This is a genomic window from Cedecea sp. B1(4), from assembly GCF_059414925.1.
In genome coordinates, this window is the sequence record NZ_JCAHMZ010000007.1 from 214,764 (window position 1) to 238,009 (window position 23,246).

Genomic DNA, 23,246 nt, shown 5'->3' on the forward strand with positions numbered 1-23,246 from the left:
CGCCCTTTTTTACAGAACCTTGCTGAGGAAGGCCTGAGTTCGCGGGTTTTGCGGCGCGCTAAAGATCTGCGCCGGCACGCCCTGTTCCTGAATCACACCCTGGTCAATGAAGATCACCCGGTCCGCCACTTCGCGGGCAAAGCCCATTTCGTGGGTTACGATAATCATCGTCATCCCTTCCTGCGCCAGCTGTTTCATCACCGCCAGCACTTCACCAACAAGCTCAGGATCCAGCGCTGAAGTTGGCTCGTCGAACAGAATTATCGACGGCTCCATCGCCAGCGCACGGGCAATCGCCACGCGCTGCTGCTGGCCACCGGATAGGCTCGAAGGCCAGGCGTCGATTTTGTCCAGCAGGCCGACCTTTTGCAGCAGCTTTTCGGCGCGGTTTACCGCTTCCGCTTTGGACAACCCTTTCAGCGACATGGGTGCCATGATCAGGTTTTCCAGCACCGTCATGTGCGGGAACAGGTTAAAACGCTGGAACACCATGCCCACGCCTTCGCGCAGCGTGTTGAGATTAGTTTTTGGGTCGTGTACCGCAAAACCGTTGACTACGACTTCGCCGCCGTCCGGTTTTTCCAGCGCGTTCAGGCAGCGCAGAAACGTACTTTTGCCGGAGCCGGAAGGGCCAATCACGCAAACCACTTCCTGAGGCGCAATATCGCAGGAGATACCGCGCAGCACGTGAGTTTTGCCAAACTGTTTCTGTAAATCCTTAACGTGAATCACTTTTGCCAAACCTCTTTTCCATATGTTGCACCAGCAGCGAAAGCAGGAACGTCAGCACCCAGTACACCACGGAGATGGTCAGGTACGGTTCCCAGTAAGTCGCATAAGCGCCGGAAACGGTACGCGCCGCGTAGGCCAGGTCGGCGAGACCGATGGCGGATGCCAGCGACGAGTCTTTCACAATGGCAATCGCGTTGTTGCCCAGCGGCGGCAGGATGCGGCGGAACGCCTGCGGCAGGATAACCTTACGCATCGTTTTGCCCCAGCCCATACCCAGCGCGCGTGACGCTTCCATCTGCCCTTTGTCGATGGACTGAATACCGGCGCGGAAAATCTCGGACACATAGGCCCCGGCGTTAAGGGTGATCGCCACCACGCAGGAGAGAAATGCGCCGTATTCTGAGCGAAGGTCGCGGGCGAAGTCCACGGACATCATCCCACTGGTGATCATGATCCCGTCGCGCGGATTAATAAACAGCGGCACCAGCGCAAAGTGAACCACCATGATCTGCACGAACAGAGGCGTGCCGCGAAACGCGCTGACGTAAACGCGCACTGGCCACTGCACGGCATAACGCAGCACGTGCTTCCACGGGCCGTCATCGGCGTGAGCCATACGCCCAAGCCCCAGCAGCAGCCCCCAGGTCGTGCCTAAAATCACGCAGATAATGGTGCACTTGATGGTCATCAGCGCGCCCTGCATAAACAACGGCGCGTATTCTGAGATTATCTCCCAGCGAAATCCGGTCATACCTGTCCTTTTTGGGGCCGGAGCGGCCCCGATTGATAATTACTCTGCCGGGAGGGTTGGAACGTTGTTGTCAAACCAGGTGGCGTAAATTTTAGCGTAGGTGCCGTCGGCGATGATTTTCTTCAGGCCGGCGTCGATTTTGCCTTTCAGCTCGGTATTACCTTTGGCAACCGCGATGCCGAAGTACTGACGCTCAAACTTGCTGTCCGGCACCAGCTTCAGCGGTTTTTCCGGGTGGGATTTGATGTAGTACTTCACCACGCCCACGTCGCCCACGGCGGCGTCGATACCGTCTTCAGTCAGTTCCTGCAGCATCAGCGGCGTGTTGTCAAAGCGCTTGATGTCGGTGCTGTTTTTACCCAGAACGTCGGACACCACAATGTCGCCGGTGCTGGAATTAACCACGCCCACTTTTTTGCCTTTCAGCGAGGTAACAGAATCTACTTTAGAGTCGGTCGGCACCACGATGGATTGCTCTGCCGGGAAGTACGGCGTGGAGAAATCGACCATCGCTTTACGCTTGTCGGTGATGGTGATACCGGAAATGATGATGTCGCGATCGCCGGAGTTCAGCGTGGCGAAGATACCTTCCCACGGCGTGTTAACCAGCTTGATATCAAACCCTTCAGCTTTAGCGATGGCTTTGATGATGTCGATATCGAAACCTTCCAGCTGTTTCTGGCTGTTTTCGTATTCAAACGGGCGGTAGGTGCCGCCGGAACCCACAACGTAGGTCTGCGCCAGCGCCTGAGCAGAACTGAACAATGCCGCGAGCAAACACCCGCCAGCCACTACTGATTTCATCACTTTAGTAAACATAGAAGCCCCTGGATATATGATGTTTTTATGCAGTTAATTTGCATAAAAATACATAATTACCCGAAATGCAGCAACAGATAATTCACGCTGAGTGATAATTACTGACACTGAGGCTTCAGAATAGCGTCCAGCAACGGCGCCATATCAGGCCGCCAGGCGCCCTCTTCCCCATCGTAGAATTTTTCATCACCGTTGACTGCATACGGAATCTGCGCTTTTTGTAATTCACAGGCGACAAACGTCGCCATCGCAACCTGCTGATCGACCGGTAATTTACTGCCAGGAGACCAGTTCCCGACCCAGGAAAGATGGCCGGTTTTCTGCTGCCAGTGCACGGCGGTTTCGATGCGGGCATGGATAGCCGCTTTTTCCGCATCCGTCCCCGTCGTCCACTGGTTTTTTCCGTTCCAGGTTTTGCCGTTCCAGTTTTTTGGGCCGCCCGGCATCAGGTGCCAGTCAGCCATGACCAGTCCGTGTCGGGATTCAGGAATTTTAAGCGTGGCCAGCGCTTCCGGGGAGGCGTGGTTGCGTGGCGCAACAAAGATATGGCGCTGAGGGCTGATTTTATGAATCGCCTTCACGGTCTTGTCATAAATCTGGTTGAGCAACTGAGGGTTGGCGCTGAGTTTCTCCTCTGGCTGCCCGATAATATCGAACACCAGCGAGTCGTCATTTTTGGCAAAAAAGCGCGCCACGGTCGTCCACCACTCCACAATATCTTCCGCATTTTCAGCGGTCGGCTTCGCTTTCAGCTCCGCAGCCCGGTAGCTGATCACCGGCACGATATGGTACTGCTCGCAGGCATCAACGATGCGCCGTAAATGCACCAGTTTCTGATGGGTTATCGGCCCGGCAACGCGAATGCGGACATGGCCAAAGCCTCGCTGCTGAAAGTCACGCACCGCCAGAGGGTCAAATTCGCGGATGCCTCGCTCTGTTAACGCCCAGTCAACGTTTATTCCCACCCCAAGCTGGCTGGTCCAGGTGGGCGGCAAAATATCCTGCTGCTGCGCAAACGAACTGGCACAGAAAGAGAGGGCAACCAGAATAAGAGTTGGCTTTAACATCGGCGGCACGTTACTTAGCGAAGGAAAACTAATATTTAGCATGCTTTTCCCGTTTGCGGGGAGTGAGGATTGCAATAAAAAATTAATCGTGATGCCGAGTGTGAAGGATTGCCAAAGCGAACTACTCGTCGCTAAGCACAATGCCGAGCTTGTCCGCCATCTTCACAATCTCTTCAACCACTTCTGGCGTTGAAAATATCCCACTAGCTTCACGCTGCAACGCTAAATCCTCAGGACGAGTTCTGTCGCCATAAAAAAAGCGCGACGCCTCCGCCGCGCTTGATAATAGCCCAAGAAAATTTATTTCAATTCAGGCCAGTAGTCTTTGTTCGCTTCAATCAAGTCATCAAGAATCGCTTTGGCAACGGAGGCGCTCGGCACGGTTTTCGACAGGGTGATCGCCTGCCACAGTTTCTGATAAGAGCGGTGCTCCCAGGCATCCACGACCAGTTTTTCAACGGCGACCTGTTGGCTCATCAATCCTTTCTGGAACTGAGGGATATTCCCCACGACCAGCGGCTCCGGCCCGTCTTTGCCCACCAGACAAGGAATTTCCACCATAGCTTCCGGGTCGAAGTTATTGATTGCCCCGTTATTCGGCACAATCAGCAGCATCCGCTCCTGGGTATTAAAGGCAATTGCCGTTGCAAGATCGACGATGTAAGAGGCATGTTCGTCAATTTCCAGCTCACCTGCAGAGGATCTCCCGGCGCTAATAATGGCGTTGCAGGAACCAAACACGTGCTTCTCGCGGTGATCCATTACCTCATTCGCCCTGGTGCGCTCCGGGTTGGAGTGCTGCACCACGTAATCCGGATACAAATAGTATTTCAGGTAAGTGTTCGGCAGCGTGTCCTGATCAAGCGCCCACACATCTTTTGCTTTGGCAAAAGTGTCGTTCCAGCTTGCTTCGGTGCCATGCTCATCTTTTGGCGGCACATAGCCATATTTAGCCACATGTTCGCGAATTTTCGGCATCAAGTCATTGCCGTCTTTATCTTCTACGTGGGTCCACCAGCCAAAGTGGTTCAGGCCGTAGTAACGCACCTTCATCTCTTTGCGATCCTTCAGGCCCACAATCTGCGCCATGCGGCTTTCGATGCCGATAGGCATATCGCAGATATTCAGGATTTTTGAGTCTGGACGCAGGCGGCGGGTCGCTTCCGCCACAATGGCTGCCGGGTTGGAGTAGTTCAACATCCAGGCGTTCGGCGAATATTTTTCCATATAATCCACCAGCTCCAGCACGCCGCCGATGGAGCGCATGCCGTAGGCTATCCCGCCCGGGCCGCAGGTTTCCTGGCCGAGTACGCCGTGGCGAAGCGGGATTTTCTCGTCTTTTTCACGCATCGGATATTTGCCCACGCGAATGTGCGCCATCACAAAATCCACGTCACTGAACGCTTCCTGCGGGTCGGTGGTATAGCTGAAGTCGATATCCGGGGCCTGCTCTTTCAGGATGATTTTGCAGGCTTCGGCGATAGTTTCCTGGCGTGCGCCGTCGTTATCGTAGAATTTCAGCGCCCGCAGCGGGAAACGGGTCTGGTTAGCCAACAGCATCAGCACGATGCCAGGGGTAAAAGTACTGCCGCCACCTGCTACAACTACCGAGAATTTTTTCATGATACTGCCTCCGTCATGGATGGGTGTTCGTCTGAAGTTTGCTCTTTGATAAGGGTTTCAATCTGGTCGCGAATTTGTGGGACATGCAGCCCGACAATCACCTGAATGCCATTGCCGCTGCGCACCACGCCGTGGGCGCCAAGGGCTTTGAACACTTCGTCGGCTTCGGTCAGAGCCATGTCACCGAGCGTGATACGCAAACGCGTCGCGCAGTTGTTCAGGCTGGCGATATTCGCCGCGCCGCCGAGCGCCTGCAGGAAGCCATGCGCCTGCCCATGCTTTGCATCCTGACTGACTGCCGCACTGGTTTGCTGCCGTGCCGCCTGGTAGTCGGCCTTGCTGTAGAGTTTGATCTCGCTATCTTCCCGGCCCGGCGTTTTCAGGTTGAAACGCAGAATCAGGGCGCGGAAAACCACGAAGTAGACGCCGGTAAAGGCGATGCCGATGCCTATCTGGGTAAAGACCATCGAGGCGTGGTTATGGAACATGGGGATCCAGTTTTGCGGCAGGAACTGGTCCAGCAGGCCGCCGCCCATGTTGCCCACCACGCCCGCCATGTACATCACCGTTGCCATTGAGGCGGCCAGGAAGGCGTGAACAGCGAACAGCAGCGGAGAGATAAACAGGAAGGTAAATTCCAGCGGTTCAGTGATGCCGACCAGCATGGCCGTCAGCGTCGCGGGTATCAGCAGTCCGGCAACCTTCACGCGGTTCTGCGGCGAGGCGGTGTAGTAGAGCGCCAGTGCGATACCCACCGAACCAAACACCTTCGAGTTGCCGTGCAGGGCGAAGCCGCCTTCCGGGAACAGAGATTTCAGCGATGCAGTGCTCTGGCTGAACTCCTGCAAATGCTGCGCCCAGTACACCTGAATGCCGCCTTCAACCGCCGCCGGGCCGAAAATGAACGGGCCATAGACGAAGTGGTGCAGCCCGGTAGGGATCAGAATGCGTTCAAGGAAGGTGTATACCCAGACCCCCAGCGCTCCGGCACTGCGTAAAAACGCCTGCAGCGATTCAATGCCGAGCTGCACTTTTGGCCAGCCGAGCAGCGTCAGCCAGGCGCAGGGGATCATCACCAGGAAGGCCACAATCACCACAAATGAGCTGCCCTGGAAAATACCGAGGAACACCGGCAGCGGCTTATCGAAATAACGGTTGTGAATCGCGGTGACGATGCCGGAGATAACAATCGCCCCGACGATGCTGGTATCGAGCGTTTTAATCCCGGCCATCATCGTCAGGCCGCTGCCTGCCGTAGGGTCGAGGCTAAAATCGACGCCGAAGTAGTGCCCCCACGTCATCCCCATCGCGTTGATGAAGTAGTTCCAGGTTAAGAAGCTCACCAGCACCGCCAGGCAAGCTCGCCCCTGGGCCTGTTTTGCCAGGCCAATGGGCAAACCCACGGCAAAAATCAGCGGCATATTGCGGAACACCGTCCAGCCGCCTTCCTCGATGATATGAACAATTTGTGCAAACAGAGTGTCTGGTGCGGTGAGCGCTTCGCCAACAAACAGCGGGTTGCGCAGCATGATGGCAAGCCCGACCACGATCCCGGCAAAGGGGAACAGCAGAACCGGGGTAAACATTGCACCACCAAAGCGTTGTATTTGACTGAGCATTTTTAAATCCTCATGTAACAACTTCGTAGAGTAAGAGGCGGCCTTATTTTTTTAGTTGGCCTGAAGCTGAGGATATGAGCGCGGGCGGTGGCTCGCCGCGTCAGGCGCAGCGATTCGTGATCGTATTCATGGTTTTTATTTGGCCAAAGTTGTCTATTTTTATAGTTAAAACTAGACAATTAACCGACATATAACGGCGTGATAACGCCTGGAGATGTCCAGCTATGATCTACAAATCAATTGCCGACAGGCTACGGCTGCGGCTTAATTCTGCCGACTACACCATAGGCAGCCCCCTGCCTGGGGAAAAGAAGCTGGCTGAAGAATTTGGCGTGTCGCGCATGACGATTCGTAAAGCGGTGGATTTGCTTGTGGGCTGGGGTCTGGTTAATCGCCGCCAGGGCAGCGGCACCTGGGTGACAAAAAAAGACGTTCACCACGAAACCACTAACCTGACGGGTTTTGTGGAAGTGATGCGCAGCCAGGGCAAAGAGGTGCTGAGCGAGGTGCTGGAGTTTAGCGTGATGCCCGCGCCTCCGGCGATAGCCAGCCTGCTGCGCATTAAGATCGACGAAAAAATCTATTACTCCCGCCGCGTGCGCGCCGTGGGCGGCAAGCCGCTGATGGTGGAAGACAGCTATATGCCGGTCAAACTCTTTCGCAACCTGTCCCTGGCCCACCTTGAGGGGTCAAAATTCAGCTATATCGAAGATGAATGCCAGATAGTCATCAGCGGCAACTATGAAACGCTGACGCCGGTACTCGCCGACGCCAAAACGGCAAAACTGTTGAACATCGCGGAGGCGACACCGATTTTGCGCATCACCTCGCTCTCCTACAGCGACAAAGGTGAATTTCTTAACTATTCGGTGATGTTCAGAAATGCCAGCGAATATCAGGTGGATTACCACTTACGCCGGGATCATTCGAGGGTGCCGCCCGGCCAGTCGGGCGGCGGAGAGCTATAGTCCCCAGAACAGCAGCGCCAGCAGTTGGGGAGTAATAATACGCAGGAACATCACCAGCGGGTAAACCGTAGCGTAAGAAAGCGCGGCGGCTCCGCTGGTCGCATGCAGCCCGTTGGCAAAGGCCAGCGCAGGTGGGTCTGTCATCGAGCCCGCCAGCATGCCGCACAGCGTCAGGTAGTTCATCTTCACCAGCAGGCGAGCAAGCAGGCCGACGCTAATCAGCGGCACCGCGGTGATCAGAATGCCGTAACCAATCCAGCTTACGCCGTCGCCCACCAGCAGAGTATCGATAAAATCCCCGCCGGACTTGAGCCCGACCACCGCCAGAAACAGGACGATACCCAACTCACGCAGCGCCAGGTTCGCGCTCGGCGGCATAAACCAGTAAAGCTTGCCGATGCTGCCGATGCGCCCGAGGATCAGCGCCATAATCAACGGCCCACCAGCCAGGCCAAGGCGCAGCGCCGCCGGGAAACCGGGGATAAACAGCGGAATGGAGCCCAGCAATACGCCAAGCCCAATGCCGATAAACACCGGCAGCATTTGCACCTGCTGCAGCTTGTGCTGCGCGTTACCGACCTCTGCGGCCACCGCATCTATCGATTGAGGGCGTCCAACCAGGTTGAGGATGTCGCCGAACTGCAGGCTAGCGTTGCTGCTGGCCACCAGCTCGACCCCGGCGCGGTTAAGGCGAGATATCACCACGTCATATTTCTGCTTCAGATGCAGATCGCGGATCTTCTTGCCCAGAACCTTTTCGTTGGTCACCACGACGCGCTCAACCCGCAGATCCGTGCCTCGCGTGGAAAGCGAGGTATCCACTTCGTTGCCGATCACCAGCAGCGCTTTGTGCAGATCCTTTTCTGCCCCAACGAGATGCAACAGGTCGCCAGTCTGAACGAGGGTCCCTGGAGAAGGCACCATCAGCAGTTCGCCGCGCTTGAGGCGGGAGCAAATTATCTCGTCGCTGTTAAGAATAGGGATGTCCTGAATCGCCAGCCCGTTCAGGTTTGGGTTGGCGACGCAGATATTCATGGTGTGCAGCTGGGCGTGATTTTGGCCACTGTTGGCTTCAAACTGCTGAGCTTCTTTGTCAACGCTGACGCGAAAGGCCATGCGTAACAGCCACATGGTCAGCAGGATGCCGCAAATCCCAAACGGATAGGCCATCGCGTAGCTCATCCCCATTTGGTCAACCAATTGCCCCGGCGTGCCGAGATCGGTCAGGATCTGCTGCCCGGCACCCAGCGCTGGCGTATTCGTGACGGCACCGGAGAAGATCCCCAATACCACTGGCAGCGGCACATCAAACAGCTTGTAGACCACGGCAGTGACCAACGCACCGAGCACAACGATAAGAATAGCGAACAAATTTAGCCGCAGGCCGGAAACGCGCAGGGATGAGAAGAAACCGGGGCCGACCTGGATGCCTATCGTGTAAACAAACAGGATCAGCCCAAATTCCTGGATAAAGTGCAGCATGTCGCCGTTCAGGCCAATCCCGGCCTGATTGACAAAGTGGCCGACAATAATGCCGCCAAACAGCACGCCTCCGATCCCGAAGCCCACCCCGCGGATCTTGATATTACCGATCCACAATCCCACGACGGCAACCAGCGCCAGCATGCTGACGGTTAACGCTATTCCACTCATATATAATCCCTGTGAATAACATTATTGTTACTAAGGATTCTGGCAGAGCTAAGGGGAGGATAATGGGGTGCGGAGCACAAAAAAGGCCCCATTTTCAGGGGCCTTAATACTTCATATGGGAAAATTATTTAGCTATTCAGCGCCGGGCGTTCGCTAATGGCGATCCGCTGCGGAGCAACCGCTTCCGGGATGTCCCGCACCAGGTCAATGTGCAGCAAGCCGTTGGTGAACGTTGCCCCTGAGACCTGCATATGCTCGGCCAGGGTAAAGCTCAGGCTGAACGGCTGAGTCACCAGCCCCTGATGCAGCCAGTTGGTCTCTTTTTCCGGTTTAACCGGGGTGCCCTTCACGCTCAGGCGGGTGCCTTCCAGCTCGATATTAAGATCTTCCTGGCGGAAACCGGCCAAAGCCAGCGTAATGCGGTAATGGTTATCGTCGCTTTTTTCGATGTTGTACGGCGGGAAGCCCTGGCTTTCACCGCTGGACTGCAGCGCGTTGGCCAGTTTATCGAAGCCGATCCATTGACGCAGAAGTGGGGATAAATCGTAGTTACGCATAGTGTTTTCTCCTTCTTTGAAGCAAGAAATAACCTGCCCGCATGCGAACGGGCATTGGCTCCCTGACGGCAAGCCAGCTTGATGACGGGCCGCGCGCGGCGCGACCCCATGAATTAGTTGATTTCGATGCGGCGAGGCTTCATCGATTCTGGAATTTCACGTTCCAGGCTGATGTACAGCAGGCCGTTGACCAGGTTCGCGCCACGAACGTGGATGTTTTCCGCCAGCTGGAATTTGCGCTCGAAGTTGCGTTCGGCAATGCCCTGGTAGAGGTAAGTCCGCTCTTGCTGCTCGCCCGCGTGCGCCCCTTTGACGATAAGCAAGTTATCCTGGGCTGTGATCTCAAGTTCGCTTTCTGCGAAACCGGCGACGGCGATAGCAATGCGATAGTGATTTTCATCCACTAATTCAACGTTGTACGGAGGGTAGCCGCCGTTGCTTTGGCTCTGGTTGTTTTCCAGCAGATTAAACAGGCGGTCAAAACCGATGGCGGAACGGTACAGCGGAGAAAGATCGAAGTTACGCATAATAAAAAGCTCCTGAAATCAGCGAGTAATATGTAAAAGCCTTCCCTTTGGACAGGCCATGAACCGGAGTACCCAATCGGCATACTCGTTTTGGTTACCCTACTAAAATGTGGTTCGCTTAAAATTTTTCAAGGCGCTTTACTGCAAATTTTTTGCGTCCTGAGGTTTCCTTACATAGACTGGCAAACAGCATAAAAGGTTAAAAATATGCGATAGCCGCCGCAGAGCGGAATGATGAACAGTTTTAAATCACAGGCGGGTGTTATAACTCCGCTGGGGCTGGTACTCCGCCAACCATTGAAGATGACAGCAAAATGATAATGAGAACTCTGGTGATTAGCAGCGGGCTGTTATTGCTGACCGGCTGCTCAAGTATGATGTCACACAGCGGTGGCAAAGAAGGCGTGTACCCCGGTACCCGAGCCAGTGCGGCAACGCTTGGCGACGACGACACCAGTTGGGCAATCAAGCCGCTGGTTGCGCTGGATTTGCCGTTTACCGCCGTGCTCGATACGGTGCTGCTGCCGTGGGATATGTTCCGCAAGGACAATTCGGTGAGATCGCGTGTGGAAGCCAGCGAGCAACAGAATCTGGCCACTAACTCCGTTATCCCACCGGCAGAACTGCCTCACTGAATCATCTACAGGCCGGTTTCCGCGCTCCATAACTGGCGGAAACCGTCGACGTCCTGCATCCAGGCAACCTGCTTGCCGTTCGGGGAGAAGACGATGGCATCGCCAGAAGGTGCTTCGCCCTCTGCCGAACTTAATGGCGTAATGACCCCGCTTTGCGCGTCACACAACACCACAAGCCCCTGCTGCACAAACCCAAGAGCTTTACCTGAAGGATGCCAGTTAAAGGCCGACTGAATGTCGTGCTCACCGTGGGTAACCTGCCGTGGCTCGCCGCCGTTCGGGGAAATCACCCAAAGCTGCACCACACCGCTGTCGTCGCGCATCAGGAAGGCAAGCTGGCTGCCATCCGGGCTGCTGCGGATCCAGTGCCGGGGCTGATTCACCAGACCCGGATAACGGCGCTGATGGGTAAAGGTCAGCCGACGTTGCATCACGCTTTTTGGCGGCGCTGGCAGCGTCGTGGCGGTGCCACACAGCGGTTCACTTCCGGCCTGCTGGTAAGCCTGCGGCTCATTGGGAAGGTCCACGATAAACAGCTCGGGCACCTTCTCGCCGTTTACCAACCGGGTATCGCCGATAAACGCCAGCGCCCAGCGTTGAACGCTGCCGTCTGGCTTCCGGTAGCCATGTTCCCCGACCCAGCCTTCTTCGTAGGCACGGTTAATCTCATCGCTGCCGGGCTGTGGCTCTGCCGTCGTGCGGCTCACCAGCACGCAATAATGGCTCCCGCCGTATTCTCGTGGATGCTGTTTAGGCGGCGTCACGGGGCCAAACGGCAGCGCGACGCCGACATTTCGCAGGTCGAGGCGCGCATCAAGCTCGTGCATAACGTGGTCGTTGTAGGTGAAGCTCAAGCGGCTGCCGTCCGGGCTCCAGACGTGAACATGGCTGCCGCCGCGCAGCGCGCCGGGGGTATAGGGCGAGGTAATGTCCATTGCATCAAGATTGCTGGCCTCACCCTGCGCCACAACCACGCCACGGCGGTGGTGGAAGTCATAGTGCCAGTCGGCGTCCGGGGTTTCCGGGCCATGGATGAAAACGTAGCGCTCCGGCAGCCGTGGGTTCACGGTCACTACGCCAACGTGGGCGCCTTCAGGGGCGTGATAAACCACCTCGACGTCACCGTTCTGGATATTAACTCGCTCGATGGTTGTGCCGGTAAAAGAGGCTCCCGAAGGCCGAACGTCGAAGGCCAGCCACTGGCTGTCCGGCGTCCAGGTATTGATGTTGGTAAGCTGATGATGACGCGGTGCGAAGGTGAGTTGTTTGATCACTGTTTTGCCCTGAAGCGCTGAGTACGCCTCAGGGTAAAAGAATTAGCCAGGCCTTTCCACTTTGCCAGGCAACCTGCCCCGGAGCCACGCGCAAAACTGGCGGGTTAACGGGTCATTTTCGCTTTCACGATGGATAAGCCACGCCCAGTCAGCGCCGCGCACGGTTTGCTCCACCAGCGGGCTAATTTGCTCATTTTCCCTTTTTCTTTCTGCCAGCAGCTGGCTGACAAGCGCAATACCCAGCCCGTCTGCTGCTGCGTCAAGCAACAATCCATGATCGGAGAAATTCATCCCCTGGCTTTGCTGGCCGACGTCCACCCCGCCAGCCACGCTCCAGTGCTCCCAGCTCATCTCGCGTTCGCCGTGCAGCGTTAGTCGCTGCTCTACCGGCAAATCCTGCACGGCGGGATGGCTGGCCGGATAAAGTCTATCCTTGTACAACACCTCGAAAAGACATTCCGCCTGCTGGCTGAGGTCATCCCGGATAGCCACATCGACGGTTTCACTGGCCATATCCGGCGGATCGAAGCTGGTGAACAGCCAAAGATCGGTCTGCGGATACTGGCGATTAAAGTCCGCCAGATTAGGTAACAGCCAGTGCCTGGCGAAAGCGGGCGTGGTATTCACGATAAGCTGGTTCGGCTTGCGGTACTGATCGAGCCGACGAATACCCACCGCCAGCTGTTGCAGCATGACCTGCGCGGTGCTGTAGAGATCCTGGCCGGCGTCCGTCAGGCTGACGCTGCGCCCGCTGCGAAAGAACAGCGGCTGCTCCAGGTAATCCTCCAGGCTGCGGATTTGCTGGCTGATGGCCGACTGGGTCAGGTGCAGTTCAGACGCCGCCTGGTGAAAGCTTCCCAGACGCGCGGCGGCTTCAAACCCACGCAGGGCATTTAACGGTGGCCAATGTTTTAACATGTCGATAAGCCAGACTAATCAGATGTCCGCTAAATATATCGTTGGAAGCCGAATTCAGCCAGTGATGAAATATCCACCTGCAATACTGAGCAGAATTTCTTACGTTAAAACAGCTATACGGGAGTCCGGTATGTCAACGCGTCGTGAATTTATTAAATGTGCCTCAGTGCTGGCCGGGATGGGTATGGCGGGTTCTTTCGGGCTGCCTGTTTCCGCCTTCGCGGCCGCTAGCCCGGACTGGCGTATGCCTGACGAAGGAGAACCGCAGCAGCGTGCATTTATCGCCTTTGGCGCTCAGCGCGCCATCTGGAAAGATTTTACCCCTGACGTGCAGGATGCCCTGGGCCGCATCGCGCACGCCATCGCCGGTTACCAGCCGCTGACGGTCTTTTGCCGGGAGCACGAACGCACGCTGGCGGAAGAAAAATGCGGCAGCCACAACGTCACTTACGTGGTGACCGAACTGGACGACATCTGGATGCGGGACACCGGCGCGTGCTTTGTCACTTCATCGGCAGGCAAACTCGCCGCCGTGGGCTTTAACTTCAACGGCTGGGGCAATAAGCAGCGGCACAGCAAAGACACGAAGCTGGCGGCATTTATGGCCGAAAAATACGATGCAGCGCCGTTCATCCGCAGCGCGCTGACGGGCGAAGGTGGCGGGATTGAAGTGGACGGGCACGGCACCGGCATCATGACCGAAAGCAGTTGGGTAAACGCCAACCGCAATCCGGGCTGGAGCCGCGACCGCGTAGAGCAGGAGCTGAAAACACAGCTTGGCCTGAAAAAAATCATCTGGCTGCCGGGCATCAAAGGCAAAGATATTACCGATGCCCACGTCGATTTTTACGCCCGTTTTGTTGAGCCCGGCGTAGTGATCGCCAACCTCGATCCCGACCCGGATTCCTGGGACCACAAAGTGACGCAGACTCACCTGGACATCCTCAGGCAGGCCACTGACGCCGAGGGCCGCAGGCTACAAGTTCACACCGTCACGCCACCGCAAGTCCCACGCGCAAGCCGCTTCAGCGAAGGAAACCCGGATTTTGCCGCCGGGTACATCAATTACTTCGTGATTAACGGCGCGATTATCGCCCCGGAGTTTGGCGATGAAGAGACGGATGAGGCGGCGCTTAGTTTGCTGTCGACGCTTTACCCTGAGCGTGAGGTTGTGCAGCTTAACATCGACGCAATTGCCGCCGGAGGCGGCGGGATTCACTGTGTAACAAATCAGTTACCCGCAGTGAAATAACAAAAGGGAGCGCACCTGGCGCTCCCCTCTCCAACAGATGAGATAAGAGGCGATTAATTCAGCACAAACTTCTCGATAGCGTAGGCCACGCCGTCTTCCAGGTTGGATTTAGTGACGAAGTTACTGACGGCTTTCACTTTGTCGGTCGCGTTGTCCATCGCCACGCCCATGCCAGCGTATTCCAGCATTGCGATGTCGTTTTCCTGGTCGCCAATGGTCATCACTTCTTCTGGCTTAATGCCCAGTTTCTCCGCCAGTGACTTCACGCCGGTACCTTTATTGACGCGCTTGTCGAGGATTTCCAGGAAGTAAGGCGAGCTTTTCAGCAGCGTATAGCGCTCAAAGACGTCGGCCGGGATCCGGGTGATGGCCTCATCGAGAATAGCCGGTTCATCAATCATCATGACTTTCAGGAACTCGCCGTTTTTATCCATGTTTTCCGCTTCGCAGAACACCAAAGGAATACTGGCGATAAAGGACTCATGCACCGTGTAGTAGCTGATATCGCGGTTCGCAGTGTAAAGGGTATGGCGATCCAGCGCATGGAAGTGTGAGCCCACTTCGCGGGACAGGTTTTCCAGGAAACGATAGTCGTCATAGTTCAGCGCCGTCTGGGCGACGGTGCTGCCGTCGCTTGCCTTCTGTACCAGCGCGCCGTTGTAAGTGATGCAGTAGTCGCCGGGCTTATCCATCTGCAGCTCACGCAGGTAGCTTTCAACGCCAGCAAACGGACGACCGGTACAGATCACGACATTGACGCCGCGCTCGCGCGCCGCCGCAACGGCCTGTTTTACCGCCGGAGAGATAGTGTGGTCTGGCAGCAGCAGCGTGCCATCCATATCAATTGCAATCAGTTTTATGGTCATGAGATCTTCAGAGGTAATGGATTTACCTCATGCTAACGCGATTCCGCTCAAAAAACAGCAGCAAACTCCGGGGAAAAGGGGGATGAGAGGCGGCAAGGAAACTCCTCTTTTAAAAGCCCCGGACCGAAAGCCGGGGCCAACAAAAAGGTCAGCTGAACAACTTACCTTTCAACAGGTTAACGCCCGCGCTTAGCAAGTCGTTATGGGCTTCCGGCGTCACTTCACCGTTTGGCGACAACGCGTCGATCACCTTCGGCAGATATTCCGCCAGTAAAGCGGAAGCCGAGCCGGTATCCACGCCCAGTTTTTCCCCCAGCGCGGCAACGGACGGCGAACCCAGGGCCTGAGTTATCTGGTCGCCGCTCAGCGTCTGATTTGTGCTGTTGCTGCTGAGCCACGAGGAGACGATTTCGCTTAAGCCGCCCTGGCGCAGCTTGTCCAGCAGCGCCTGAATACCGCCCTGCTGTTCTACCCAGCTTAGAATGGCCTGATATTTACCGGCGTCGCCGTTCAGCAGCGAGCCCGCAACCTGATCAAAAAGTCCCATGGGGTTTCCCTCTGTGATGTAGAAAATCGACACCGGAAAGTATAGCGCCCATAAAAAAAGCCGTGCTGAAAGCACGGCTCTTTAGTCTGGCTGGACTTACCTTAGATATCGATATTCGCCGCTTTCAGGGCGTTCTCTTCGATAAACGCACGACGTGGTTCAACCGCATCGCCCATCAGGGTGGTGAACAGCTGGTCCGCGGCAATCGCGTCTTTAACGGTCACGCGCAGCATGCGACGGCTGTCCGGATCCATGGTGGTTTCCCACAGCTGATCCGGGTTCATCTCGCCCAGGCCTTTATATCGCTGGATTGCCAGACCACGGCGGGACTCTTTCTGCAGCCACTCCAACGCCTGCTCGAAGCTGGTTACCGGCTGACGGCGTTCGCCGCGTTCGATAAACGCATCTTCCTCAATCAAGCCACGCAGCTTCTCACCGAGAGCGCAAAGACGGCCATATTCGCCCCCTTCCACAAACTCTTTTTCCAGCACGTAGTCAGTGTCCACGCCGTGAGTACGCACGCGTACAATCGGCTCAAACACGTTCAGCTCGCTGTTATGGTGAATATCGTATTTCCAGGTGCTGCCGTGCTGCTCTTTTTCGTTCAGCGTCACGGTCAGCGCAGAAATCCACTGCGTCACTTTCGCTTCGTCGGCCAGGTCGGCCACCTGCAGCGTTGGGTGATAAACCAGGTTGTTCAGCAGGTTGCGTGGATAACGGCGCTCCATGCGGCCAATCATTTTCTGCGCGGTGTTGTATTCCGCCACCAGCTTCTCGAGTGGTTCACCGGCCAGCGCAGGTGCACTTGCGTTGGTGTGCAGAGTCGCACCATCAAGGGCGATAGCGATTTGGTACTGGTCCATCGCTTCATCGTCTTTGATGTACTGTTCTTGCTTGCCTTTCTTCACTTTGTACAGCGGCGGCTGTGCAATATAGACGTGGCCGCGCTCAACGATTTCAGGCATCTGACGGTAGAAGAAGGTCAGCAGCAGCGTACGAATGTGGGAACCATCGACGTCCGCATCGGTCATGATGATGATGCTGTGGTAGCGCAGCTTGTCCGGGTTGTATTCGTCACGGCCAATGCCGCAGCCCAGCGCGGTGATAAGCGTCGCCACTTCCTGAGAAGAGAGCATCTTGTCGAAGCGCGCCTTCTCAACGTTAAGGATTTTACCTTTCAGCGGCAGGATCGCCTGGTTCTTACGGTTACGCCCCTGTTTTGCAGAGCCGCCCGCAGAGTCCCCTTCCACAAGGTACAGTTCAGACAGCGCCGGGTCGCGTTCCTGGCAGTCCGCCAGCTTACCAGGCAGGCCAGCCAGGTCGAGCGCGCCTTTACGGCGGGTCATTTCACGTGCGCGACGTGCAGCTTCACGAGCGCGCGCCGCATCAATAATTTTGCCGACAACGATTTTCGCGTCAGACGGGTTTTCCAGCAGATATTCGGCCAGCAGTTCGTTCATCTGCTGCTCAACTGCGGATTTCACTTCCGAAGAAACCAGCTTGTCTTTGGTCTGGGAAGAGAATTTAGGATCCGGCACTTTCACGGAAACGACGGCAATCAGGCCTTCACGCGCATCGTCACCGGTGGCGCTGACTTTGGCTTTTTTGCTGTAGCCTTCTTTGTCCATGTAGGCGTTCAGGGTACGGGTCATCGCCGCGCGGAAGCCCGCAAGGTGAGTCCCGCCGTCGCGCTGAGGAATGTTGTTGGTGAAGCAGTAGATGTTTTCCTGGAAACCGTCGTTCCACTGCAGCGCCACTTCCACGCCGATACCGTCTTTTTCAGTGCTGAAATAGAACACGTTCGGGTGAATCGGGGTTTTGTTCTTGTTGAGGTACTCAACAAACGCCTTGATACCGCCTTCGTAGTGGAAGTGATCCTGCTTGCCGTCGCGCTTGTCGATCAGGCGGATAGACACGCCAGAGTTCAGGAACGACAGCTCGCGCAGGCGCTTAGCCAGGATTTCGTATTCGAATTCGGTTACGTTGGTGAAGGTTTCATGGCTCGGCCAGAAACGCACCTGAGTCCCGGTCACATCGGCGTCACCGGTCACTGCCAGCGGAGCCTGAGGCTCACCGTGGATGTAGGTTTGCTGATGCACTTTACCTTCGCGGCGAATGACCAGCTCAAGCTTCTGGGACAGGGCGTTAACCACCGAGACGCCTACGCCGTGCAGGCCGCCGGACACCTTATAGGAGTTGTCATCAAACTTACCGCCAGCGTGCAGTACGGTCATGATAACCTGCGCGGCAGAAACACCCTCTTCCGGGTGAATACCGGTAGGAATACCACGGCCATCATCGGTTACCGAGACGGAGTTATCCGCGTGGATAGTGACCACGATGTCTTTACAGTGGCCCGCGAGCGCTTCGTCGATAGCGTTATCCACGACCTCAAATACCATGTGGTGCAGACCGGTGCCGTCATCCGTATCGCCGATATACATGCCCGGGCGCTTACGTACCGCATCCAGCCCCTTAAGGACTTTGATACTGGAGGAGTCATAAGAATTCGACATCAACGTTTCTCGCTCATTTAATCTTGGGTTAATCCGCTATTTTACCCTGATCCACGGCGAACATCTTTGAATTTTTGTCCGCCATATCCATCACATGTTCGGCGCTGATCGCGCTAACAAAAACTTGTGACTCCGTGGCCTTTAACCGGCTGGCCAACAGGCCGCGCCTGGCGTCATCCAGTTCAGAGGCAAAATCATCTATCAGATACAGGCAACGCCGCCCGTTCTGCCGGGTGAGAAACTCACCCTGCGCCAGTCGTAAGGCGCACATCAGTAATTTAAGCTGCCCGCGCGAGAGCGTGTCTTCCACCGGCGCCCCGTCGGCACGAATACGAAAATCCGCTTTATGTGGGCCGTGCGCGGTATAGGTCAGCATCCGGTCGCGTTCGAAATTGCGCTCCAGCACTTCGCTATAGTCGCTCTCTTTCTCCCAGCCGCGCTGGAAAGAGAAGCTCAGGGCAAATTCCGGTAAAAACTGTGCGCAGGTATCGGCCATATCTTCCGCAATGGCGGCGCTGTAGTCGGCGCGCCAGCGGCTGATTTGCTCGGCCAGCGGAATCAGCTCCTGATCCCACGGGCGCAGCTGCGCGTAGCGTGTCACCTGGCGCAACGCGGCGTTACGTTGCTTCAGCAGGCGTTTGAGGTTACTCCAGGCCACAAAAAAGCCGGGTTCATTGTGAAAGCAGCCCCAATCAAGGAAAGCTCTACGGTATTTGGGGCCGCCACCCAGCAAAGTAAACCCCTCGGGGGTAATCAGTTGCATCGGCATCATCATCGCCAGTTCGGCGATTTTGTGGCCGTCGCTGCCGTCAATACGTACTTTGCTGTCGCCGGTGCGGTCTTTGGTCAGGCCGATTGAGGTTTCCCTTTCACCGTCCTGAAGCCGCCCGTGCAAAACAAAAGCGTCCTGCTCATGGCGAATCACGCGTTCAATTTTCAGGCTGCGAAAAGCGCGACCGTGCCCGAGGGTATAAATCGCCTCAAGCACGCTGGTTTTGCCGCTGCCGTTAGCACCGACCAGAAAATTAAAGCCAGGAGAAAGAGCGAGATCCGCGTTTTCGATGTTGCGAAAGTCTTTAATCAGCAAACGCGTAAGTGACATCTACAGTCTCATTGGCATAACAACATAGGCCGCCGCCTGGCTGGCCGCGTCTTCAATCTGCACGCTGGAAACGGAGTCGGTCAGCAGAATGCGGACGTTCTCACACTTCAGGGCGTTCAGCACGTCCAGCACATAGCTGACGTTGAAGCCGATTTCCATCTCGGTACCGTCGTAGGAAACGTCCAGAATCTCTTCTGCTTCTTCCTGCTCGGGGTTGTTTGCCGTGATTTTCAGCTGGTTCTCGCTGACGAACAGGCGCACGCCGCGGAATTTCTCGTTCGACAAAATCGCCGCACGGGCAAACGCCTGCTTCAACAGGTCGCAGCCTGCATCGAGATGTTTATCCGGGTTCTTCGGCAGCACACGACGGTAGTCCGGGAAGCGGCCATCCACCAGCTTGGAAGTAAAGATGAAGTCGCCGACGTGAGCGCGAATGTTATTGCTGCCGATTTGTACGTGCAGCGGGGTTTCACCGCCGTCAAGCATACGCATCAGCTCAATCACACCTTTACGGGGCACGATAACCGAATGATTAGGCAAAGGTTGGCCAACCGGCATCGAACAAACCGCCAGGCGGTGGCCGTCCGTTGCGACGGTACGCAGGTCTTCGCCTTCGGTTTCGAACAGCATGCCGTTCAGGTAATAACGAACGTCCTGATGCGCCATAGAGAACTGGGTGGCTTCGATCAGGCGCTTCATGGTCGCCTGCGGCAGGGTAAATTCTACCTCGCTCTGCCAGTCGTCCAGGTTCGGGAAGTCTGCCGCAGGCAGCGTGGAAAGCGAAAAGCGGCTACGCCCGGAGCGAACCAGCATGCGGTCCCCCTCCAGCTGTACCGCAATTTCAGCCCCTTCCGGCAGGCCACGGCAGATATCGAAGAATTTACGTGCCGGTACGGTCGTAGCCCCAGGTTCATGAGGCTGTACCAGCGCCACGCGCGCCACCATCTCCATTTCCAGATCGGTACCGGTTAAAGAGAGTGCACCTTCAGCCACCTGCAGCAGCAGGTTGCCCAGGATAGGCAGAGTCGGGCGGCCTCCGAGGGGGCCACTTACCTGCTGCAGCGGTTTTAATAAATGTTCACGTTCAACGGTAAATTTCATAGCGTCACGAAGATAATGTTCTGATTAAATTGGAGAAATCTTCTTTAATATCGTGGCTTTCTTCACGCAGCTGCTCAATCTTGCGGCAGGCATGTAAAACCGTGGTGTGGTCGCGTCCACCAAAAGCATCACCAATTTCCGGCAGGCTATGGTTGGTCAGCTCTTTTGCCAGCGCCATCGCCATCTGGCGCGGACGGGCAACGGAACGGGAGCGACGCTTGGACAGCAAGTCAGCGACCTTAATTTTATAATACTCGGCCACTGTTTTCTGAATATTATCGATGGTGACCAGCTTCTCCTGCAGCGCAAGCAGATCGCGCAGCGCTTCACGCACGAAGTCGATGGTAATCGCCCGGCCGGTAAAGTTGGCGTTGGCAATCACGCGGTTCAGCGCCCCTTCCAGCTCGCGGACGTTGGAGCGCAGTCGCTTGGCAATAAAGAAGGCCACTTCGCCCGGCAGACGGATATCGTTCTCGTCGGCCTTTTTCATCAGGATCGCCACACGGGTTTCAAGCTCCGGCGGCTCGATCGCCACCGTCAACCCCCAGCCGAAACGGGATTTCAAACGATCCTCCACGCCGTTGATCTCTTTTGGATAGCGATCCGACGTCAGAATGATCTGTTGATTCCCTTCCAGCAGGGCATTAAAGGTGTGGAAAAACTCTTCCTGTGAACGTTCTTTATTGGCAAAAAACTGGATGTCATCGATAAGCAGCGCATCCACCGAACGGTAGTAGCGTTTGAACTCTTCGATGGCGTTGTTCTGCAGCGCTTTAACCATGTCCTGAACAAAACGCTCAGAGTGCATGTACACCACTTTGGCATTCGGCTTGCGGGCCATGATGCCGTTACCCACCGCATGTAAAAGGTGCGTTTTACCTAAACCGGTGCCGCCATAAAGGAAGAGCGGGTTATACGCGCCGCCTGGGTTATCGGCCACCTGGCGTGCTGCCGCGCGAGCCAGCTGGTTCGATTTACCTTCAACGAAGTTATCAAAGGTGTGTTTCAGGTTAACGTTAGAACGGTAGGAAGGCTCAGCAGGCGCAGGCATGTTATCCCAGCTTGGGCGCATCGGCGCTGCAGCGCGTGCAACCTGGGCGGGGGCCGCCGCGGTTGCCATAGCGGCAACGGGCTGAGTCACGGGTTTGCTGCCAACTTCGAAGCGTAATAAAGGTGCATCACTGCCGCAAAAATCGTTAAGCAAACCATTGATATTATTTAAATATTTATCCCGCACCCAGTCGAGCACGAAACGATTAGGCGCGTACAAAGCCAGCGTGTTATCGCTCAGTTCCGCCTGTAGGGGGCGTATCCACATACTGAATTCTGTGGCTGGTAACTCATCCTGCAATCGGGCAAGACACTGCTGCCAAAGCGAAAGTGACACGGCGGACTCCACTCGAACAAAGTCGATAAAAAGACGAAGACTGAAAGTTATACATTCATGATTGTTGACACGCGCTCTCAGGCTGTGGGAGGCGCGCGAACCGCTATTTGCGGTTTCCCCGGTGAAGGCTGGATCACGATCGGGACCGCGGATCATAGCCTAAAGCGCGGCAGAGATCTTCTGTTTCTCACAGATTCTTCACGAATTATCCACAGGGAAGTTTTGAGCGGGTTAAGTGTAATCGATCCTGCCACACGTGCAGCGTATAACCGTCTCATATTGGAAAATTTAATGACTAGCGCACAAATATCGCTAAAGAGATCTGATGAAGATCCTCGTGGATCCTTGCGCTTTCACGGTAAGCCCGTATAATTCTCAACCCGTCGCGTAATGCCGCTGTCATTCAGCGGAGATCCGGGCCTCTTTTCGGGGTCAAAAAGGGCGCAGCAGTAAGGGAATTGAATTGACTCCGGAGTGTACAATTATTACAATCCGGCCTCTTTAATCAGCCACACTGAAGCGTAAGTCGTTCGCAGACCCTGTTGGGCATTACGCAAATCCAGTGAAATTTAATAGTTTAGGTAGAAATCGCCATGAAACGCACTTTTCAACCGTCTGTACTGAAGCGCAACCGTTCTCACGGCTTCCGTGCTCGTATGGCTACTAAAAATGGTCGTCAGGTTCTGGCACGTCGTCGTGCTAAAGGCCGTTCTCGTCTGACCGTTTCTAAGTAATAAAAGCTAACCCCTGCGTGGTTAAGCTAGCTTTTCCCAGGGAGTTACGCTTGTTAACTCCCCATCATTTCACATTCGTCTTCCAGCAGCCACAACGGGCTGGCACGCCGCAAATCACCATTCTCGGCCGCCTTAATTCGCTGGGGCATCCCCGCATCGGTCTCACCGTCGCTAAAAAAAACGTAAAACGCGCCCACGAACGCAATCGGATTAAACGTCTGACGCGTGAAAGCTTCCGTCTGCGTCAGCACGAACTGCCAGCAATGGATTTCGTGGTAGTAGCGAAGAAAGGGGTTGCCGATCTGGATAACCAGGCTTTATCGGAAGCATTGGAAAAGTTATGGCGCCGCCATTGTCGCCAGGCTCGCGGGTCCTGATAGCCCTTATCAGGGTCTATCAACGCCTGATTAGTCCGCTTCTCGGGCCGCATTGCCGTTTCACCCCAACCTGTTCTCACTACGGAATTGAGGCCTTGCGCAGGTTTGGAGTGTTAAAAGGCAGTTGGTTAACGATGAAACGCGTACTAAAATGCCACCCTTTGAACCCTGGTGGAGACGATCCCGTTCCGCCCGGACCTTTTGATACCAGAGAACACTAA

The 23,246-nt window shown here is 55.7% G+C and carries 23 protein-coding genes; 6 read left to right on the forward strand and 17 right to left on the reverse strand.

Translation table 11 applies throughout. The annotated features are described in order from the left end of the window. Positions 1-9: 9 nt before the first annotated feature. The 6 genes from ACR6JA_RS16325 to ACR6JA_RS16350 all read right to left on the reverse strand — a co-directional run bounded on the left by ACR6JA_RS16325 (position 10) and on the right by ACR6JA_RS16350 (position 6,611). The gene (locus tag ACR6JA_RS16325) at positions 10-732 is read right to left on the reverse strand and encodes an amino acid ABC transporter ATP-binding protein (RefSeq protein ID WP_008460680.1); all 723 of its coding nucleotides are present in this window, start codon (positions 730-732) and stop codon (positions 10-12) included. Further along, the gene (locus ACR6JA_RS16330; RefSeq protein ID WP_008460679.1) at positions 719-1,483 is read right to left on the reverse strand and encodes an amino acid ABC transporter permease; all 765 of its coding nucleotides are present in this window, start codon (positions 1,481-1,483) and stop codon (positions 719-721) included. Before ACR6JA_RS16330 ends, ACR6JA_RS16325 begins: the two co-directional genes overlap by 14 nt. 39 nt (positions 1,484-1,522) lie before the next feature. After that, positions 1,523-2,287: a basic amino acid ABC transporter substrate-binding protein gene (locus ACR6JA_RS16335; protein WP_085938922.1), complete on the reverse strand. Its 765-nt coding sequence runs from the start codon at positions 2,285-2,287 to the stop codon at positions 1,523-1,525. Between the two features lie 113 nt (positions 2,288-2,400). After that, a complete protein-coding gene (locus tag ACR6JA_RS16340) occupies positions 2,401-3,411 on the reverse strand; it encodes a cellulase family glycosylhydrolase (RefSeq protein WP_494494189.1) in 1,011 nt (336 codons plus the stop codon). Between the two features lie 258 nt (positions 3,412-3,669). Beyond that, on the reverse strand, positions 3,670-4,992 hold the full coding sequence (locus ACR6JA_RS16345; RefSeq protein WP_494494190.1) for a 6-phospho-alpha-glucosidase: 1,323 nt from the start codon (positions 4,990-4,992) through the stop codon (positions 3,670-3,672). Beyond that, positions 4,989-6,611: an alpha-glucoside-specific PTS transporter subunit IIBC gene (locus tag ACR6JA_RS16350; protein WP_494494191.1), complete on the reverse strand. Its 1,623-nt coding sequence runs from the start codon at positions 6,609-6,611 to the stop codon at positions 4,989-4,991. The genes ACR6JA_RS16345 and ACR6JA_RS16350 overlap by 4 nt, the downstream gene beginning before the upstream one ends. A gap of 224 nt (positions 6,612-6,835) precedes the next feature. On the opposite strand from ACR6JA_RS16350, the gene ACR6JA_RS16355 reads away from it, so the two are divergent. Continuing rightward, entirely contained in the window at positions 6,836-7,579 is a 744-nt protein-coding gene (locus tag ACR6JA_RS16355) for a GntR family transcriptional regulator (RefSeq protein WP_213713606.1), read from the forward strand. On the opposite strand, the gene ACR6JA_RS16360 is transcribed toward ACR6JA_RS16355, so the two are convergent. The 3 genes from ACR6JA_RS16360 to ibpA all read right to left on the reverse strand — a co-directional run bounded on the left by ACR6JA_RS16360 (position 7,574) and on the right by ibpA (position 10,316). Continuing rightward, entirely contained in the window at positions 7,574-9,232 is a 1,659-nt protein-coding gene (locus ACR6JA_RS16360) for a putative transporter (protein WP_494494192.1), read from the reverse strand. The genes ACR6JA_RS16355 and ACR6JA_RS16360 overlap by 6 nt on opposite strands. A 128-nt stretch (positions 9,233-9,360) precedes the next feature. Beyond that, positions 9,361-9,789, reverse strand: a complete 429-nt coding sequence (gene ibpB / locus ACR6JA_RS16365) for a small heat shock chaperone IbpB (RefSeq protein WP_213713602.1) — start codon at positions 9,787-9,789, stop codon at positions 9,361-9,363. A 113-nt stretch (positions 9,790-9,902) separates the two neighbouring features. Then, positions 9,903-10,316 (reverse strand): small heat shock chaperone IbpA, encoded by a 414-nt coding sequence (gene ibpA, locus ACR6JA_RS16370; RefSeq protein ID WP_213713600.1) that lies wholly within the window; start codon positions 10,314-10,316, stop codon positions 9,903-9,905. Positions 10,317-10,630: 314 nt separating this feature from the next. On the opposite strand from ibpA, the gene ACR6JA_RS16375 reads away from it, so the two are divergent. Next, the gene (locus tag ACR6JA_RS16375) at positions 10,631-10,951 is read left to right on the forward strand and encodes a YceK/YidQ family lipoprotein (RefSeq protein WP_213713598.1); all 321 of its coding nucleotides are present in this window, start codon (positions 10,631-10,633) and stop codon (positions 10,949-10,951) included. Between the two features lie 5 nt (positions 10,952-10,956). Here the strand turns inward: ACR6JA_RS16375 and ACR6JA_RS16380 are convergent, their stop codons facing one another. Together ACR6JA_RS16380 and ACR6JA_RS16385 are read right to left on the reverse strand one after the other, a co-directional pair. After that, the gene (locus ACR6JA_RS16380; RefSeq protein ID WP_494494244.1) at positions 10,957-12,222 is read right to left on the reverse strand and encodes a YidR family protein; all 1,266 of its coding nucleotides are present in this window, start codon (positions 12,220-12,222) and stop codon (positions 10,957-10,959) included. Positions 12,223-12,267: 45 nt separating this feature from the next. Continuing rightward, complete coding sequence (locus ACR6JA_RS16385; RefSeq protein WP_494494193.1) at positions 12,268-13,143, reverse strand: LysR family transcriptional regulator; 876 nt, start codon at positions 13,141-13,143, stop codon at positions 12,268-12,270. 130 nt (positions 13,144-13,273) lie between these two features. On the opposite strand from ACR6JA_RS16385, the gene ACR6JA_RS16390 reads away from it, so the two are divergent. Then, positions 13,274-14,395: an agmatine deiminase family protein gene (locus ACR6JA_RS16390; protein WP_494494194.1), complete on the forward strand. Its 1,122-nt coding sequence runs from the start codon at positions 13,274-13,276 to the stop codon at positions 14,393-14,395. Between the two features lie 53 nt (positions 14,396-14,448). Here the strand turns inward: ACR6JA_RS16390 and yidA are convergent, their stop codons facing one another. The 6 genes from yidA to dnaA form a co-directional block, all read right to left on the reverse strand. Beyond that, positions 14,449-15,261 (reverse strand): sugar-phosphatase, encoded by an 813-nt coding sequence (yidA, locus tag ACR6JA_RS16395; protein WP_008460655.1) that lies wholly within the window; start codon positions 15,259-15,261, stop codon positions 14,449-14,451. Positions 15,262-15,409: 148 nt separating this feature from the next. Further along, positions 15,410-15,808: a YidB family protein gene (locus ACR6JA_RS16400; RefSeq protein WP_494494195.1), complete on the reverse strand. Its 399-nt coding sequence runs from the start codon at positions 15,806-15,808 to the stop codon at positions 15,410-15,412. Positions 15,809-15,909: 101 nt separating this feature from the next. Further along, positions 15,910-18,324, reverse strand: coding sequence for a DNA topoisomerase (ATP-hydrolyzing) subunit B (gene gyrB / locus ACR6JA_RS16405; RefSeq protein ID WP_008460653.1), 2,415 nt, complete (start codon positions 18,322-18,324; stop codon positions 15,910-15,912). Between the two features lie 28 nt (positions 18,325-18,352). After that, positions 18,353-19,426: a DNA replication/repair protein RecF gene (gene recF, locus ACR6JA_RS16410; protein ID WP_039298758.1), complete on the reverse strand. Its 1,074-nt coding sequence runs from the start codon at positions 19,424-19,426 to the stop codon at positions 18,353-18,355. Continuing rightward, on the reverse strand, positions 19,427-20,527 hold the full coding sequence (dnaN, locus tag ACR6JA_RS16415) for a DNA polymerase III subunit beta (protein ID WP_008460651.1): 1,101 nt from the start codon (positions 20,525-20,527) through the stop codon (positions 19,427-19,429). Between the two features lie 4 nt (positions 20,528-20,531). Further along, the gene (dnaA, locus tag ACR6JA_RS16420) at positions 20,532-21,914 is read right to left on the reverse strand and encodes a chromosomal replication initiator protein DnaA (RefSeq protein WP_008460649.1); all 1,383 of its coding nucleotides are present in this window, start codon (positions 21,912-21,914) and stop codon (positions 20,532-20,534) included. 593 nt (positions 21,915-22,507) lie between these two features. Here dnaA and rpmH point away from each other — a divergent pair. From rpmH to yidD, 3 genes are read left to right on the forward strand one after another with little or no spacing between them, the layout of a single operon-like run. Then, positions 22,508-22,648: a 50S ribosomal protein L34 gene (gene rpmH / locus ACR6JA_RS16425; RefSeq protein WP_003849659.1), complete on the forward strand. Its 141-nt coding sequence runs from the start codon at positions 22,508-22,510 to the stop codon at positions 22,646-22,648. A gap of 17 nt (positions 22,649-22,665) precedes the next feature. Beyond that, a complete protein-coding gene (rnpA, locus tag ACR6JA_RS16430; protein ID WP_008460645.1) occupies positions 22,666-23,025 on the forward strand; it encodes a ribonuclease P protein component in 360 nt (119 codons plus the stop codon). Beyond that, on the forward strand, positions 22,989-23,246 hold the full coding sequence (gene yidD, locus ACR6JA_RS16435; protein WP_071530513.1) for a membrane protein insertion efficiency factor YidD: 258 nt from the start codon (positions 22,989-22,991) through the stop codon (positions 23,244-23,246). Before rnpA ends, yidD begins: the two co-directional genes overlap by 37 nt.